Annotated in this window: 13 protein-coding genes; 3 read left to right on the top strand and 10 right to left on the bottom strand. The window is 36.2% G+C overall.

Annotated elements, in window-relative coordinates; translation table 11 throughout:
* Positions 1-280: 280 nt before the first annotated feature.
* The 7 genes from AC2CGR_RS00940 to AC2CGR_RS00910 all read right to left on the bottom strand — a co-directional run bounded on the left by AC2CGR_RS00940 (position 281) and on the right by AC2CGR_RS00910 (position 12,891).
* Complete coding sequence (locus AC2CGR_RS00940; RefSeq protein ID WP_484480434.1) at positions 281-6,919, bottom strand: DNRLRE domain-containing protein; 6,639 nt, start codon at positions 6,917-6,919, stop codon at positions 281-283.
* Between the two features lie 342 nt (positions 6,920-7,261).
* On the bottom strand, positions 7,262-8,287 hold the full coding sequence (locus AC2CGR_RS00935) for an S-layer homology domain-containing protein (protein ID WP_484480433.1): 1,026 nt from the start codon (positions 8,285-8,287) through the stop codon (positions 7,262-7,264).
* A gap of 89 nt (positions 8,288-8,376) precedes the next feature.
* The gene (locus AC2CGR_RS00930) at positions 8,377-8,628 is read right to left on the bottom strand and encodes a hypothetical protein (RefSeq protein ID WP_000435479.1); all 252 of its coding nucleotides are present in this window, start codon (positions 8,626-8,628) and stop codon (positions 8,377-8,379) included.
* Between the two features lie 112 nt (positions 8,629-8,740).
* Complete coding sequence (locus tag AC2CGR_RS00925) at positions 8,741-10,273, bottom strand: fatty acid--CoA ligase family protein (protein WP_270185402.1); 1,533 nt, start codon at positions 10,271-10,273, stop codon at positions 8,741-8,743.
* Between the two features lie 161 nt (positions 10,274-10,434).
* A complete protein-coding gene (locus AC2CGR_RS00920; protein WP_087965576.1) occupies positions 10,435-10,863 on the bottom strand; it encodes a hypothetical protein in 429 nt (142 codons plus the stop codon).
* Between the two features lie 294 nt (positions 10,864-11,157).
* Positions 11,158-12,147 (bottom strand): lipoate--protein ligase, encoded by a 990-nt coding sequence (gene lplA, locus AC2CGR_RS00915; RefSeq protein ID WP_071723806.1) that lies wholly within the window; start codon positions 12,145-12,147, stop codon positions 11,158-11,160.
* Positions 12,148-12,156: 9 nt separating this feature from the next.
* The gene (locus tag AC2CGR_RS00910; protein WP_270185404.1) at positions 12,157-12,891 is read right to left on the bottom strand and encodes an MBL fold metallo-hydrolase; all 735 of its coding nucleotides are present in this window, start codon (positions 12,889-12,891) and stop codon (positions 12,157-12,159) included.
* Positions 12,892-13,071: 180 nt separating this feature from the next.
* On the opposite strand from AC2CGR_RS00910, the gene yhfH reads away from it, so the two are divergent.
* Positions 13,072-13,200 carry a protein YhfH gene (gene yhfH, locus AC2CGR_RS00905; protein WP_000567010.1) on the top strand — a complete coding sequence of 43 codons (129 nt, stop codon included), beginning with the start codon at positions 13,072-13,074 and terminating at the stop codon, positions 13,198-13,200.
* A gap of 39 nt (positions 13,201-13,239) precedes the next feature.
* Here yhfH and AC2CGR_RS00900 read toward each other — a convergent pair whose 3' ends face one another.
* Positions 13,240-14,253, bottom strand: coding sequence for a LacI family DNA-binding transcriptional regulator (locus AC2CGR_RS00900; protein ID WP_000103731.1), 1,014 nt, complete (start codon positions 14,251-14,253; stop codon positions 13,240-13,242).
* Between the two features lie 197 nt (positions 14,254-14,450).
* On the opposite strand from AC2CGR_RS00900, the gene AC2CGR_RS00895 reads away from it, so the two are divergent.
* On the top strand, positions 14,451-15,392 hold the full coding sequence (locus tag AC2CGR_RS00895) for a helix-turn-helix transcriptional regulator (RefSeq protein ID WP_087965582.1): 942 nt from the start codon (positions 14,451-14,453) through the stop codon (positions 15,390-15,392).
* An 84-nt stretch (positions 15,393-15,476) separates the two neighbouring features.
* Positions 15,477-15,977 (top strand): DinB family protein, encoded by a 501-nt coding sequence (locus AC2CGR_RS00890; protein ID WP_131101583.1) that lies wholly within the window; start codon positions 15,477-15,479, stop codon positions 15,975-15,977.
* Between the two features lie 106 nt (positions 15,978-16,083).
* Here AC2CGR_RS00890 and AC2CGR_RS00885 read toward each other — a convergent pair whose 3' ends face one another.
* Together AC2CGR_RS00885 and AC2CGR_RS00880 are read right to left on the bottom strand one after the other, a co-directional pair.
* Positions 16,084-16,593 (bottom strand): GNAT family N-acetyltransferase, encoded by a 510-nt coding sequence (locus AC2CGR_RS00885; protein ID WP_087965586.1) that lies wholly within the window; start codon positions 16,591-16,593, stop codon positions 16,084-16,086.
* 71 nt (positions 16,594-16,664) lie between these two features.
* The gene (locus AC2CGR_RS00880) at positions 16,665-16,970 is read right to left on the bottom strand and encodes a DUF2087 domain-containing protein (RefSeq protein WP_131101581.1); all 306 of its coding nucleotides are present in this window, start codon (positions 16,968-16,970) and stop codon (positions 16,665-16,667) included.
* Positions 16,971-17,004: the final 34 nt, after the last annotated feature.

Raw genomic sequence — 17,004 nt, 5'->3', positions numbered from 1 at the left:
AGCTCATAATCATATATCACGCACAATACAACTGTATAAACAATAGCTATAATATAAAAAAATATGATCGGAGTCCCCTTTAAAATAGGAGTTAACAACTCAGTAAATACCACAATTATCACTAATATAATTGGCACCAAGGTCAATAAGGCTGATAGCATATACTTTTCTTTTATACAATACAACACAATTCCTATTGCAAATAGAACTATAATTGCACGTATCGGATATTCTAAAATTATATAAATTAAATGCTCTATATATTTGAAATCCAGCATAATTATCTCCTACGTTTCTTTTTATGTGTTTTCTTTTTATATGCTTTTTTAGCATAGCCATGTTTTTCATCATATTCTCTATACGCTTTTCGATAACCATCATACGCAGCTTTACCAAATGTCCAAGCATCTTCTAACAGACCGATTCCACCTAAAGCTTTAAATCCAACTTTTAATCCAGCTTTCCTAGCTCCCTTATTTATATATGACTTATTAAAAGCTGGTGTATTTTTCTTTTTATACATAGCTTTCCCCGTAAAATACCCACTCGCAAACTCAAAACTAGACGATATAGCCTTCCAGCCACTTGTATATCCATCTGCCCAAGCCTTAAAACCAGCTTTAGCTCCGGCCTTTGTTGAATACCAAAACTTTTTCCATGCTTTATGTCCATCAGGATCAATATTCATAACGGGGTTATTATCACCATAAGTATACCCATTCATTGTAACCGGATCATCTTCATCACCCGGATCAGGATCCACCGATAAGAACACACCATGCTCTGGATTATAATAACGCGCAATCAGATAATACATCCCAATTTCTTTATCATACATGTATCCCGCATATCCAAATGGATTGTCTGCTGCAATACCTTTTACGTCGCTCTTTAATACGTTCCCCCACGAATCATATTCATACGTTGCAACAACTTCTCTATTTTGATCCGTCATCGCAACTACATCACCACGAGGATTGTAGTGGTAGTATAGCGTTTGTCCTTTTGATTTCATCGCTAGGCGCGTACCACTTGTTGAGTATACATATTGACGAAGGACATTTCCACTACCATCCGTCTCATATAACGGATTAATGCTGTCTCCATCATAGAAGTAGCGTGTTACTTGACCATTCACACTCTTTTCAATACGACGATTATCCTCATCATACTTATAAGTTGCGAATGCATTGCTTTCACCTTGTTTTGTGATAGCTACAATTTGGTCATGTTCATTCCATGTATACTTGTACTTTCCATCTGATGTACGATTGCCATTCGCATCATACGTTAACGATTCATTTCCGAATTTTACAAGTTGATTTCCTTCATTGAATGTTGCCACTATAGATTTTGTTTCTTTTCCATTCTCTACAACTTTCACACTTGTACGGTTTCCAAATCCATCATATGTGTATGATTTAGTTGTTCCGTTTGGTAGTGCTTCATTTAATAATTGATTAATCGGGTCATATACAAAGTTTGTCTCTGTTACTTTCCCGCCCGCACCTTCATGTTTAATCTTCGTGCGGTTACCCGATTGGTCATATTCATATCGTTCAGAAAGTAGAATACTGTTTGATGTACCTACTACTAAATCTTTAATCTTGTTCGCATGGTCATAGTTGAAGGTAGAACCGGAACCATTACCAGCTGTATACGTACGAACATTTCCTTGATCGTCATAATCAAATCGATACGTTTGCGAACCGTCTGTCACACGTATGTTTTGATCTAACGTGTTGTAGTCATACGATACTTTATTTGTATATCCACCTTGCGTTACTGTTTGTTCTTTTAGCTTTTCTGTCTTACTGTTTGCTTTGTCATGATACGCCCAGTCTACTTTTCCGCCTCGGCTATCTGTTGCACTTGTAACGCGGTCTGCCTTGTCGTATGTTTTTGTACGTTCTACGCCATTGACATGGTCTTTTACTTTCGTAACCTGTCCATTTTGATCACGTTCAAATGTAAATGAATCTTTTCCATTTCGCTTTTCACCAATGACGCGATCTGCAGTATCATATACAGATTCTAAGATAGAACCGTTTGGCATTTTCGTTTTAATTTTGTTTGCATTTTCATCGTACGTGTTTTCAATACGACGGTTTAATGCATCGATATACACTGTATTTTTATTATCTACATCATACTCATATTTGTGTGTTTGTGTTTTCCCACCAAACATGACAGATTTCTCTGTTGTATTTCCATTATGATCATAACGATAATTTACAGACGTACCATTTTTTAATGTAACCTTCGTTAATAGATTATCTTTGTTGTAATCATATAGTTTTGTATTTCCTTTTTCATCTGTTTCGCTCTTTTTATTTCCAGATGCATCATATGTGAATGTATTCTTCTGTCCTTCTTCATCATACGTCGCAACAACATTTCCATCGTTGTCGTACTCGTTTTTAATAAGAGCGTTACCTTCTAGTAAACGTATATCATCAAACCATACTTTCCCTTTATTCTCTCTTCTAAATAGAAGGTAGATTTCCATACGTTTAATTGGCTTCGTGGCAGGGATTACAACCGCACTACGGTTCCAATCATTCGTACCACTTGGGAATTTCGCTTGATAGTTCGTACCACTACCATCTTGATAATACACATCTGCCCAAATAGAGTAATCTCGTGAGAGCTTATCTGGTGCGGTATTTTCTACATTTTGAGATTTAGACATCCCTGTTAGCGTAATTGCTTCTGCTTTTTTCTGGTTTAAATGTATATGCTTAGCATATCCTACATCTGAACCGCCATATTGGCTACGTTCTAATACAATAGATGAATGTCCCGTAAAGCTCTCTTGCTGAGAAACATCTTTTGGATCACAGCTTGTTCCATCTCCTCGAATCCATCCTGGAATACAACCTTTTTCCGTCATATTCTCTAAACTACTATTTTCAATTGGGTTAAAACTAGAAGAAACTTCACCTTTTTCTAGTTGAATTTTATCAAACCAGACTGAACCACTCGTAGCAGAACCGCCATTTTCTACTTGTAAATAAATTTTTACTTTTCTCGTTTGTTCTGTTGTTTTAAAAGTAACTTGACGATTAACCCAATCCCTCGTTCCTTGAACTTTATTGTGACGAGTATCATGCCATCCACCATCTACACCAGCACCGTTTTCATTTAATAACTGTACATTGAAGAAAGCAGCACCATTGGCTAAATCCGTCTTCATCATACCGCTTAACGTATACGTTGTATTTGGTTCTAACGTTACTTCTTGAATTGCAGCAGTATAGCCCCAATCATTATTCGTTGCTTTCGTTGTAATCTTAAGTGATGACTCTCCTCCAAGGCCACCTGGTGCCGGTGTTGCATCTTTTGTAATAGTTCCGGAATTATTCACATTTACTGGTACCCATTTTTCCGTACCATTCATTTCAAAGCTTGGATTTTGAATCAGGTTTTCTCCTGTTCCTAGCTCTCTAGTTGTTGCAATTGGATTTCCAAACTGATCATACTGCATGAAAGATGATGTATTTGCAGCTTGGTCTGTTTCAGATACTTCTGTATTCGCCGCTTTATAAGCAACAGTTGTTTCACGATTTTCGTTATCTGTTGCTTTAACAATCCCATTATCTTTATTGTACTCAAACTTCTCAGTTCCCATTTCATCAGTAACAGAAGTTACATTCCCATTACCATCATAGGTCGCTGTTTCTGTTTGATTTTTAGGTGTTGTTGTTTTTACTAAATTGTTTGCATTATATTCATACGATGTCGTTAAATTCAGACGTCCCGCATCTTCAACTGTTTTCACTGGGTTTCCAGCATCGTTATACGTATAAACAGTTTTACGACCTTTAGGATTCGTTAACGTAACTTCTTTCGTATCTGTATTATATGCTAATGTCGTAGCTTTTCCTAATGGGTCCGTTACTTTTACTAATCTATTATTCTCGTATGCATATGATGTTTTATATGGTTTTGCATCTGTATGTTGCGGATCATAAATAGATGTTAGTAAACCATTATCATATCCGTATTTATATACTTTTCCTTCTGGCGTTGTAGAAGAAACGAGTAGATCTCCATCATAATTAAAGGTAATCGTTTTGCTATCTGGGCCGATTACTCTTGCTGCTTTTTTATTATTCCCATCATATTGTACGACTAACTCTTTACCAGAAGCATTCTTTACTTTTGATAAACGGGATGCACCATCATACTCATACGTCGTCGTATTTCCGTATTTATCTTTTGTATACTCAATACGGCCTTGTGCATCTCCAGATTTATAGAAAGTAACAGTTTGATCTTTATCTTTTATTTCATATCCGCCTGATACTTGCTTAATCTCTAAATATATACCAGTAGGAGCTTGGTACTTATTATCTCCTGTTCTAGTAAAGGTAATATTCGCACCGTCAGCAGAAATTAAAAGTAAGTTTCCATTTCCATCGGCCCAAACTCTTTCCTCTAATCCACTAGACCAACCCGTACCAAATAAACCTACCTTTTTACTTTGGCTATTGTACGTTCTTTCTACTGATACATCCGGTCCGCGCCCTGATAATGTAATATCTTTCTCACTCATGATAAAGTTACCATTTGTAGCATTTACTTTACCATTTAACACAGGAATTGATGCCCAGTAATCAAACATCCCTATAAATCCAGAATCTTGGGAGAATCTAGGTACAAACTCATGAGAAATTTCACTTTCAGCATGTCCAACTTTACTATATGCCGTTACACGGAACCAATAGTTTTTCGTACCTGCATAGATTCCACCAGAATTTTTATACACAGGTGATGGATCAACTGCTAATTCTGCACCTTTTTTATCATGATGAAGTAAATATTGGCCTTTTGCAATTTCATCTTTCGTTGGCCAAATTTTCTCATTTTGCGTTGTCCAATTCGTTTTATTTCCTACATCGAACGCTTCATAATCTTTTCCGTTATAAATCCAAACTTTATAACCTGCTGCTTCTGGTACTGCATCCCATTTCAATGTTACATAACCAGTTGTTTGATCTGTTGCATTGATATATGCTGATCCATCTGGCTTTTTCACTTGCTCCAATGGAATATAAACAATTGCTTCATCAGAAAGCGGACTATCCTCACCAGTTGGGTATGTTGCTATGATACGAATCCAATATCCACGTGCACTACTATAATCTCCATACGGACTTTTATCTAAAAATGCATTTTTATAAATTGGACCTGGATTGACTGGTGCTTCTGCACCTTTTCCGTCATCATGCACCCAATAACGGCCTTGTGCAATCTCTTCTGGCGTTGGGAATATTTTTTTATCTTTTGTTGTCCAATTTGTTACATTCCCAACTTCGATTTCTTCATATTCATGTCCATTAAATATTGCTACTTTATAGCCGTTCGCTCCTGGAACTGCATCCCATTGTACATTGAAGTGGCCTGAACTACTACCACTACCATTTGAATAAGTTTGTACTCTTGGTTTATTCGGTTTTGCGTAAGAATACTTTACTTCTAAGTATGGTGCATTTGTTCCATTTTCGGCTGCAATAAATTTCTTCCAATGGTTTTGACCATTTCCGTTTGCATGTAGCTTAAAGCCATTATTTTGCTTTGTGCCTTCCACCCATGCTTTTACTGTGTTAGTTACGTTAAATCTCGCCCATTGCCCTCTTGTTACATCAGCATGCGCAATATTATTTGAACCAGGCTTATTATTCCAATTTAAACTACCTTCATTCCAGGCACCCGTCACTTCGTCTAACCAAACACCATTTGGTTGATTCGTATAATAATGCCAAATGGTATGTGCATTGAATGTTGCACTTTCAATATTTGCCCCTTTAAAATTTGAAACGTCTGGTTTAATAAATGCAAAGTTTGTCCCAGATGCGCCATCATAATATCCGACTTTTAATGTATAAGCATTTTGGCCAGCATCCCAAAGCTTTCCTCCTGAATAGTTTACAGTTGGATATGCACTAGAAGCATATGCATTATCAAAATCTTTCAACTGAATCGAAGGGTCTACATATACCGGATATTTTCGCTCTGGTGCTTGTAACCACTGCGGGTCTGCAGTAACAGTTAATGTATATGTTTTTTCATCTTTCTTCTCAATATTGTAGCGAACTGCATCTGACGTTACAGCCTCACCTGATTGTTGATCCACATTTGAATCGTTCATATACGGTTTCGGTAATGTAAAAACTTTTTCTTTTTTCTCATTTTGGAAGTCGATTGAACCATCTTCCTGTAAGCTCGGTGTTAAATCTGTTTCTAATGCAAACGTAAAAATGTGATGTCCTGTATATTCACGTAATACAAAATCTTCTTTTACATTTTCGTTAAACGTCGTACTCTTTAAATCAATATTTGGAAAAATTCCTTTATACCATACTGTATTCTTTTCATGTGTTGCAGTGACTGGTGACGGCTTCAATTCACCTTTTTCACCATTTGCACTTGTTAGTTTATATTGAATATTGTGATTTTTTACTTTAAATTGAACGTACTTTCCATCTTGTGTTGCTTTCTCAAATTCTGGTTCTAATGTTGTATTTTCCGTTACAATTTTTTCATTTGGTGCTTCTACTAATTTCGGTGAAACCTCTTCTAACTTTCCATCTTTCTCAATATGAATCGGTTCCGTATATACCCTTTTCGTATACGTACCATCATTATTATCGAAAACTTTTTCTGTTTCCGTTCTTTCTTCTACAACCTCAGTCGGACTCGCCTGTGCTTTAGCTTTGTCCTTCTTTAATTGATCTGGATGTGGAGCTGGTAATTCCTTTTCCTCTTTCTTTTCTGTTTCTGGACTTTGTTCTGAATTTGGAGATGGTGTAAACGGTGGTGCCGTTTCTGCCAATCCATTCAGTGGTACGGAAGTAACGATTAATGCAACTACGATAAGTTGGATTAAGTACCTATACCATTTCTTTGCTTCCATAAACTCACCTCGCTGAAATATTTTTAACATATATAATGTTACATATCACAATTTAAACAAATGAAAGAGTAAAGTAAATATAGTTTTAAAGTTTTGAAGATTTTGTGCACAAAATCCGACAATTTAACAACAATTTTATAATTATTATTCACAGATTATTAACCTCATATTATAATATAATATTTATCATATTTTAGACTGAAATAAAGTTTATCTGCCCCCTTACCCAAAGAGGCAATACTTTATCTACCTCTACTTCATTAATGAATCCCACAATAAAAAAGCACACAATCCATCCACAAAAGTGAACGTTGTGTGCCTTCATTTCTCATTCTATTTCATTTATTTCTTCAATTTATCCGCCTTCGCAATAAATTGCGCTGCTTCCGCACGGCTTACCGTTTTATCTGGAGCCCAGCCATTATCTGTTCCAATTGAAATCTTTTCTTGGATTAAAATATTGGCATACTTCGCACCCCAATGATTGTTTAAGTCAGCAAATTCTTTCGGTAGTTTTATATTTTCATTTCTTTCTAATTTATATGCATTTACTAGCATAGAAGCCATTGATGCACGGTTAATTAACCCGCTCGGATTAAAGTTCCCCCTCTCATCACCTTTTACAATACCTGCTTTTTCAACAGCAGCAATGTATGGGGTTGCCCAGTGATTTTGTGCATCAGGGAATGATGGCTTTGCATCTTTCTTAATTTCTAACCCTAAAACAGTTGCTACTATTTTTGCAGCGGAACTACGATCGATACTTTCAGCTGGTGCAAACGTACCGTCTGGTTTACCGTTTACTGCTCCTTTATCTACTAAATATTGAACTGACTCTTGTGCCCAAGTTGGTACGTCAGAGAATTTAGGCTTCTGTTCCATTACACTCGCATCGATTTCAAACTGTACTTGATATGTATGATCATATTTAATTGCTGGAATTAATATATGCATTTGCATATTATATTTTTTTGAAAACTCATCAATTTCAAATTGAACAACTTTCGTACCGTTATTTGCTTTATCTTCGGAAATTACTTTTACATCATGGAATGTCCCTAATTTTTTTGGATTTTCTACTCTAAGATACTGGAAATAGCTACTATCTTGAACTGTTAACGTAACGATTTTTTTATCACCTTGAATCGTTACTTTTGCATTTTTTAAATATGTAGAAGCAACAGATGTTTCATTCGTTTGATCTTTATAAGTCTTTAAAATAACGTCATACGTGCCATCTGCTAATTTGCTAGCTGCTTTCATTTCTACTGCCGCTTCTGCTTTCGCAATCGGTGCCATCATACCGCTAAATGGAACTGCTAACGTTGCTGCTATAACGAATGCATTCATATATTTTTTCTTAATCATTATCAATATGACATCTCCCTTTATATAAATATACCTAACACAACTATCATATTGATAATGATTATCAATGTCAAATAAAAATAATACTATTATTTCCTACATAAGTACGCTTTCCGCTCATTTTTAAATAGTAAATAATGCGCCGTATGAACTTTCCTCTCTAAATAATCGATAGAATACGAGCTTGATGGATCCACTAAATCACCTATCGCACCGGAAAGATGATCAATGACTTGCTGCAAAATCTCTAAGTTTTTCTTCTCACTTTCAGTATTCATTTCATCCATAATGTCACAAATAAGATATTGTACTCGCCGCAAACGTAATTCCTTCTGCTCCACTTATATCTCCTCCTTATTAGTCATATTACGGTTTAAATATATGGCATCATAGCTTAACCAATGCTAAAAAATAGAAAGGCAACCATCTTCATAAAGATGGTTGCCCCTATATTTAAACTTGCATCGCTTTTTCTCTCAAAGCTCTTCTCAGCAACTTACCTGTCGTATTCTTCGGCAATTCTGTTAAAAACTCGATACTCATTGGCACTTTATATTTCGCTAAATGTAACGTGCAATAATGCATCAGTTCTTCTTCTGTTACGTTCGTTTGTTTCAGAACGACGTAAGCTCGCACTGCTTCTCCTAAGTTTTCATCAGGAACACCAATTACGACAACTTCTGCTACGGATTCGTGTGTGTACAATACTTCCTCTACTTCACGAGGGTATACGTTATAACCCCCAACTAAGACGATATCCTTTTTACGATCAACGATATAGAAGTAACCTTCTTCATCCATTTTCGCTAAGTCTCCTGTATACAGCCAGCCGTCCTTTAATGTCGCCGCTGTATCTTCTGGCGCATTATAGTAACCTTTCATAACGTTAGGCCCGCGAACAATTAATTCACCGACTGCACCAACAGGTACTTCTTCCCCAAGTTCATTTACAATTTTATTTTCTACATGCCAAATATTTGTACCGATCGATCCTGGCTTACGCGGACGATCTAGCGGGTTGAAACAAGTAACTGGTGATGCTTCTGATAAACCGTATCCTTCTGAAACGATAACGTCAAAACGTTGTTCAAAGTTTTGCAGAAGAGCAACAGGCATTGAAGCACCACCTGAAATACAAAGGCGAAGCGTCTTCACATCTTCTGCGCTTGCTTCTTCGAATAAATATAAATAATTGTACATTGTCGGTACACCGGCAAAAATCGTCGGTTCATACGTACGGCAAATGCGGAATACTTCTTTCGGACTAAATTTCGGTAACATTAAAATGGTCGCTCCGTTCACAATTGGTGCATTGACCGCCACTGTTAAACAGAATACGTGAAACATCGGCAATGCCGCAACGACGCGATCATCAGCCGTATATTGTAAATACGACGCCACATCGTTCGCATTACTATATAAATTTTTATGTGTTAACATAGCGCCTTTCGGTTTTCCAGTTGTGCCTGAAGTGTATAGAATAACCGCTACATCTTCTTCATCTAGCTCTGGGCCTTCGTAAGTTAAATCTCCAGCCCCTATCATTCTAGTAAACGTTTTCATTTTTTCGGTTTCTGTATGGTTAAAATCTGATGAGGTTTCGCATATGATGATGTTCTCAAGTGAAGGAAGTCTAGTTGTAAGAGATTGTATAACAGGTAGAAGGACGTCGAGTACGATGATTGTTTTTACATCTCCATTTTGTAAAATGTAATGCATTTCGTCTGCTGTATAAATTGGATTAACTGGAATAACAGTTGCTCCCGCTTTCATTGTTCCGTATAAACCGACCAAAAAATGTGGTGAATTTCCAACAACTAATGCAACATTGTCCCCTTTTCCAATGCCCATTTCTGCTAAATTGCTAGAAAACCTTGTGACCATTTTGTTTAATTGGTCATATGAGACCGACTGATCCATAAATATATAAGCCGGTTTATCCCCCTTCTTTTTCGCCGTCTCAGCCAAAGATTGAACGAGATTCACACAAACCCCACCTTTATAAAATTTAGAATATTTAAAAATTCTAAATTAATTATATTAAAAGAAAATTAAAGTGGCAAGTGTTATTCTATTAACTGCATATACACAGATCACCTCCTCTTCATTTACTTTGGAAGGATAAGGGGATTTTGTTTGCAAGTAATTTATGAAACTAGACCAAAAATCATTTTAGGATAATATGCACTCATCTTTTCTCTAAGTTTAGTAAGTTCCTCTTTATTTAACGTCGTATGCTCTCCAAACAAATTAATCGCGTCCGCTCCATCTTCATGAAAATACACCGTAACATATAATGTCGGTAACCCTGTATTGTCTGCATCTATTGAAAAAACGACATCTGGTGTCTTATTAACAGTGCTGAATGTTTCATTTCTTTTCCACTTCTTATTTTGAAACATGTCTTGTATTTCCTGTATCTTTCGTCTGTTATCTGTATGCGTAAAATAGATAACATTATCTTCCGCTGGCTTTCCAATCGATAAAAGTGTGCGACTTGAGGACGTTTCATCGTTACAAGCTGTCATTCCGATGACAAAGCTAAGCAATACTACCACGTACATTACCCTTCTCATTTCGATCCGCCTCCTTTTGAATATATATATTCCTTTATAAGGAGCAGATGTCCTGTGATTTTCTGGTACATGAAATTATATCGGCGTTTTTTCAGATATATCAGCGCAACTTGAAATATATCAGCGATTTTCCAAATATATCGGTCGTAACTCGAAATATATCAGCGATTTTCCAAATATATCGGTCGTAACTCGAAATATATCAGCGATTTTTAAAATATATCGACTTACCGACAAAACGCGACAATCTACGCAAAAAGAAAGAGGCTGCCTTTACGGCAGCCTCCCTTATTTTTAGAAGAACAAATGTAAGAAATCTTCTGTTGTAATATTACCGAAGTAACGTGCGATATCTACGCCTTCTAAAGCTGCAGTGAATGCATCTTTATCAAATTGTATGCCTGTTAGACGTTCTTCAATATCATGCACATCTAGTGAACCGAAGAAGTCACCGTAAATTTTGCATTCTGTTACTGTTCCTTTTTTCACTTCAAGACGAACGTCAACTTGTCCAACTGGGAAGCGGTGTGAATGTTGTAAGTTAAACTTCGGAGATTTTCCGTAGTTCCAGTCCCAATTGCGGTAGCGTTCTTCAGAAAGTTTATGGATTTCTTTCCAATCCTCTTCTGTTAATTCATACGTTGGGATTTCTGTTTCCCCTTCGAAAATTGTTTCTAGAAGAAGTTGTCTAAACTCTTCTGTCGTCATTTCTTCGTTTAGGAACTCTGTAATGTTCGCAACGCGGCTACGGATTGATTTAATACCTTTTGATTGAATTTTATCCATTTTTACTTTTAACGCTGATACGACGTGATCGATTTCAGAGTCAAATAGTAACGTACCGTGACTGAACATACGACCTTTCGTTGAGAACTGCGCGTTACCTGAAATTTTTCTGCCTTCAGCTAAAATGTCGTTACGACCACTTAGTTCTGCATTTACACCTAATTTTCCAAGCGCTTTCGTTACAGGCTCTGTGAATTTTTTGAAGTTGCTGAAACTATCTCCATCATCTTTCGTAATAAAGCTGAAGTTTAAGTTTCCTAAATCATGATATACTGCGCCTCCGCCTGATAGACGACGAACGACATGAATCCCTTTTTCTTTTACGTAATCTGCATTAATTTCTTCTACTGTGTTTTGGTTTTTACCAATGATAATTGAAGGTTCATTAATGTAGAAAAGTAAATATGTTTCGTTAATATCTAAATTCTTCACACAATATTCTTCGATTGCTAAGTTTATTCTAGGATCCGTAATTCCTTTATTATCAATAAATAACATCATATCACCTCATGAGTTCCATACGTAACCACTATGCGCTAGCGTAATATGGCCACTAAAAATTTGTTTTGCTTCTGTTACTAAATCAGCTGGATTGCCTGTATGCGGTAAGTGCGTTAATAAAAGTTCTTTTACATTCGCCTCTTTTGCAATACTTGCTACTTCTGTACTATTCATATGCCCTGCTTTTGCAGCCTCTTGATGTGCATACATATTACACTCACAAATGAAAAGATCAGCATCTTTCGTGAATGGAATAAACTCAGGAATATAACTGGAATCAGCGCTGTATACTACGATATCACTACCTGCTGTAATACGCATCGCAAAGCATGTAACAGGATGAACAGTTTTTAAGAATGAAATCGAGAACGGTCCAACTTGAAGTGTTTCTTCTGGATTGTACGCGATTCCTTTCGTGTGTGGTTCATGCGTTAAAGAGTTGAATCCATTCTCGTCAAACGTATGACCGTAAATTGGTAACTCCGGTAGCTGTCCTTTCGTGGCACTTGTAATTAATCTCGCATATTGCAATACCCCAATATCTGCAACATGATCGTGATGATAGTGCGACAATACAACTGCATCTATATGAGACGGTGTTATATATTTTTGAAGCTGTGCTAGTACACCACTACCACAGTCTACAAGTAAACGAAACCCATCGTGTTCAAACAAATACCCCGACGTTGCTTCTCCCGCTTCTGGAAAGCCGCCCCAAAAGCCGACAACAGTCATTTTCATATGTATCAATCCTTTCTAAAACCGAGTAGAAATGCATGTTTTACTTACATCCTACATTGTTAACTATAATCCATTTCCTAAACTTTTTCATTAATTTTCAATTTTGTTATAAAACAGTTGTTGACTTTTGTTTTTTGTACTAATACAATGATAGTAAGAAATGGAAATGGAGGGATTGACATGATCGATCAACCAATGGAGTTTTTCAGAAATTTACCGACGAAAACTTGTGCGCACTGCGGGAAAGAAATTGATGAGCAGCACGAAGCTTACCATAACAAATGTGATGACTGCGTTCACGAAGAATAGTAGTTTGTGAACAGAAAAAAACCTAGCAGACATAGTCTACTAGGCTAATAACATCGTATCCTTCATCGTTGAACCTTTCACCAAGAGCTCCAGTTCAAACTCATACAATTCTTTTTTTCGATAATTTTTCGTATGGATTTTATCCATCATCAGGTCGACAACTTTTCGGGCCATCTCATCGATTGGCTGTTCAATTGTCGTAATACCTGGCTCTGTAATCTGTGATAAGATTTGATTATCAAAACCGATAACAGCGAGATCATCTGGAATACTCCAGTCATGGCGTTTCGCCTCTGAGATAATTCCAGCTGCTACCTCATCGCCTCCTGCCAAAATCGCGGTAGGATTTTTTTTGTCCTTTAATACTTCATGGAATATTCGTTTTCCATCTTCCCAAGAGAAAGCGTTTTCAAGAAAATCGATCGCTTCTACTTGGCGGCTCTTTTCTGTTATCGCACGTAAAAAGCCCATTTTTCGCTGTTGGCTAACCACTTTGGTTTCGTTACCACGGCAAAAAATAAGATTACGATACCCTTGTTCTAACACATGCTTCGCAGCTATGTATGCTCCTTGCGCATGATCAAACTTCACTGTTGGAACATTTGCTTCCTCAATATATTCATTACATAACACGATTGGACCGTGCTGTAAGTATGGCTCTACATCTTCCCATGAATTTTCTAGTGAACATAGAATAATCCCATCTACTTGCTTCGTAGATAATAATTGTAAATACTCCATCTCTTTTTCCGGTAAATATCTTGTTTGACAAATAATCAGTTTATATTTATGTTCAGAAGCAGCAATCTCGATTGCTTCAATAAATCTACTGAAGAAAGGATTTGTAATCCTTGGAACTAGCACCGCAATTGTTTCCGTTTTTTGTTTACGAAGCCTTCTCGCCGCAGAATTAGGAACGAAGCCTAAATGCTTCATCGCTAATTGAACCCTTTTTTTCTTCTCATCTGAAACATATGGATGGTTATTGATCACCCTAGAAACCGTTGTCCTTGATAACCCCGCTAATTTCGCCACGTCCTCTATAGTCGACACGAAATTCTCCCCCTTTGCATGAAAACGTTTTCTTAAATTGATTATATAGTATATTATTGGAAACTGCAATACGGCTTCTTATGATTTTACTATATTAATATTATACATAGGGAAAAGTATGTTAATGGGAGGGGAAAACATACTGCTTTTAGAAGTTTACAGTAAGCATATCTATAAAAATTTGAAGGTGATATTTCATGAATCGGACAGATCGTTTATTAGCCATATTAATTGAATTACAAAGAAGACAAACTGTTACAGCAAAAAGTTTAGCTGAAAAATTCGAAACAAGTATAAGGACTATTTATCGAGACATGGATGCACTTAACGAATCGGGTGTTCCTATTTATTCAATGCCTGGTCACGGTTATTCATTAATGGATGGTTATTTCTTGCCCCCCATTCAGCTTACGCCTGAAGAGGCTGTTACTCTTTTACTAGGCGGTGATTATATCGAGAAAACTTTCACTTCTTCTTTTTCTGTACATGCACGATCAGCAAAAGAGAAACTTGAAATTGTTCTCCCTGCTGATCAACAAAAGAAAGCCCAGGAATTACGAGAAACTTTTCGTTTCCTTTCTCCTATATTTTCACATCAGCAATCTGAACAAGAAAAACTAGAAAATCAACTTCTCCTATTGCAAGAATCTATTCAAAAAGAACAAGCTATCTCTTTTTCTTATCGGAAACCGAGAGAAACTACAAAAATAAAGCGGACCGTTCATCCTTATGGCTTAGTCAATATTTCAGGAATTTGGTACATCGTTGCCCACTGTTTACTTCGAAAACAAATACGCAATTTCCGCTTAGATCGTATGGATACGTTACAGCAAGAACAAGAATTTTTCACAAAACCGAAAGACTTTTCTTTACAAAACTATAAACCTGAAAGCAATCGGACTGTTACGGTTCATTTACTATTTCCATCACATATTGCACATAAGATTATTGAATCCCGCTACTTTTTTATAGATTCATACGAGCATAGAGATAGCAGTTTTCACGTTTTTTTGAAATCAAGAAACATAGACGAAGTATTTCAATGGGTATTGAGCTGGGGAAGCCAAGTGAAAGTACTTGAGCCAAAAATTCTTTCTGAGAAAATTCGTGATGAAGCAAAAAAAATGTTAAAACTTTAATTTCACTACTGACATAATGCTGTCAGTAGCCATCCTTTATATTAGGTATTAACAAATACATTTTTATAAAAAGGAGTTAACACTATGAAGAAATTTGAGGAATTAGCTACGTATTACATGGAGGAATTAGAAAAATATTCGACCGAACAATTTAGGATAAAACCTTCTGCTGAAGAATGGTCTCTCGGTCAAATGTATAATCATTTAATTGCTTCTACATATATGCAGTTAGATGCAATCGCGAAATGTAGAACTGTAGTGCCTTCTGCAACTAACAAAAAAACGGATATGGGTGAAAAAGTATATAAACTTGGTGCTTTCCCGGATATACAAATCAAAGTACCAAATCATCCTGGATATACACCTGAAAATCCCTCTAATAAAGAAGAAATTCAAAAACGTATGCTAGAATTAATTACAGTTGTTAAAGACATTGAGTCAACACTTTCTTCTATTCCAAGTGATTGTAAAGTCGAACATCCTGGGCTTGGTTACTTACATGCAGCAGAATGGCTTCAACTTATTTCTATGCATTTTTCTCATCATCTTCGTCAGAAAGAAAGATTGGAACTTAAGGTTTGCTAATTCCACTAAAAAGAGACTGCCAATATTGGCAGTCTCTTCACTAGAATATGCACCGCCTATACAATTCATAAATTCCCACTTGCTATCAATAGAATACTCCTCTTTGTTATTTAATATAAAACCCCATCAATACGTCATCTCCATATGATCCATCTTCATACTTTATTTGCTTTCTTTGTCTGCCTTCCTCTACAAATCCCATACGTTTATACACCTTAATCGCCCTATCATTAATAGAAACTACGCCTAAGCAAATTTTCTCTAAACCTTTCTGCTCTTTAGCCCAACGAATAAGAAATTCAATTAACTTCGTACCAATGCCCTGATTACAGTACACCTCTTTAATTCCCATTCCCATTGTGCCTGCATGTCGTAAGCGGTCTAATTCATATCGATTGAAAATTAAAAAGCCAACCACTTTTTTATCTACTTCATAAACTATGTAAAGATTACCTTTTTCATTACTTTTCCGTATCTTTTCTCTTTCTGCATTCATATCATTTGATAATTTCTTTGGAGATACTATAAAAAATTTTGTAGTAGTTTCCGATAATATAATTTCTTTTCTAATATCCATAATTGCTTCCGCATCAATCTCTTTTGCTAATCGTATCACTAAATCACCTCGTACCTTTTTCTAAAAACTACAAAGAAGAATAGATAACGTGAGGATTCCCCTCTAATTCATTATTTTAGCTCCTCCCACTTCGTCCAAACTTCTCTCCTATTTACATGGTACATATTATCCTCACGATCCATAAACCCGTACACAATAAACTCGCGTCTAATCGTACAAAAATCATCGTGATATTGTTTTATAAATGTATTCATTTCTTTTTCTGTATATTGATTTTCAGCGTTTAATTTGCTAATTAAATGCTCCAACAATACTAGTTTTTTCTTCTTTTGACCTGGAATCGATTTTAAACGGTCCTCTTTATCGAAAAAGTTACGAATAGTCGCATCCCTATATTTCATGTCACTTTCAGTCATTTTATTGTCCTCCATTGATTTTTATACAATAAAA

The organism is Bacillus sp. LSHTCR4 (assembly GCF_057197025.1).
Note: the sequence above shows the minus strand (reverse complement) of the source record. Positions and strands in the feature narration are given on the sequence as shown.

Coding starts and splice junctions, on each gene's coding strand:
- AC2CGR_RS00940 (WP_484480434.1), bottom strand. CDS start 6,919: ATGGAAGCAAAGAAATGGTATAGGTACTTAATCCAACTTATCGTAGTT.
- AC2CGR_RS00935 (WP_484480433.1), bottom strand. CDS start 8,287: ATGATTAAGAAAAAATATATGAATGCATTCGTTATAGCAGCAACGTTA.
- AC2CGR_RS00920 (WP_087965576.1), bottom strand. CDS start 10,863: ATGAGAAGGGTAATGTACGTGGTAGTATTGCTTAGCTTTGTCATCGGA.
- lplA (WP_071723806.1), bottom strand. CDS start 12,147: ATGTTATTTATTGATAATAAAGGAATTACGGATCCTAGAATAAACTTA.
- AC2CGR_RS00910 (WP_270185404.1), bottom strand. CDS start 12,891: ATGAAAATGACTGTTGTCGGCTTTTGGGGCGGCTTTCCAGAAGCGGGA.
- yhfH (WP_000567010.1), top strand. CDS start 13,072: ATGATCGATCAACCAATGGAGTTTTTCAGAAATTTACCGACGAAAACT.
- AC2CGR_RS00895 (WP_087965582.1), top strand. CDS start 14,451: ATGAATCGGACAGATCGTTTATTAGCCATATTAATTGAATTACAAAGA.
- AC2CGR_RS00890 (WP_131101583.1), top strand. CDS start 15,477: ATGAAGAAATTTGAGGAATTAGCTACGTATTACATGGAGGAATTAGAA.
- AC2CGR_RS00880 (WP_131101581.1), bottom strand. CDS start 16,970: ATGACTGAAAGTGACATGAAATATAGGGATGCGACTATTCGTAACTTT.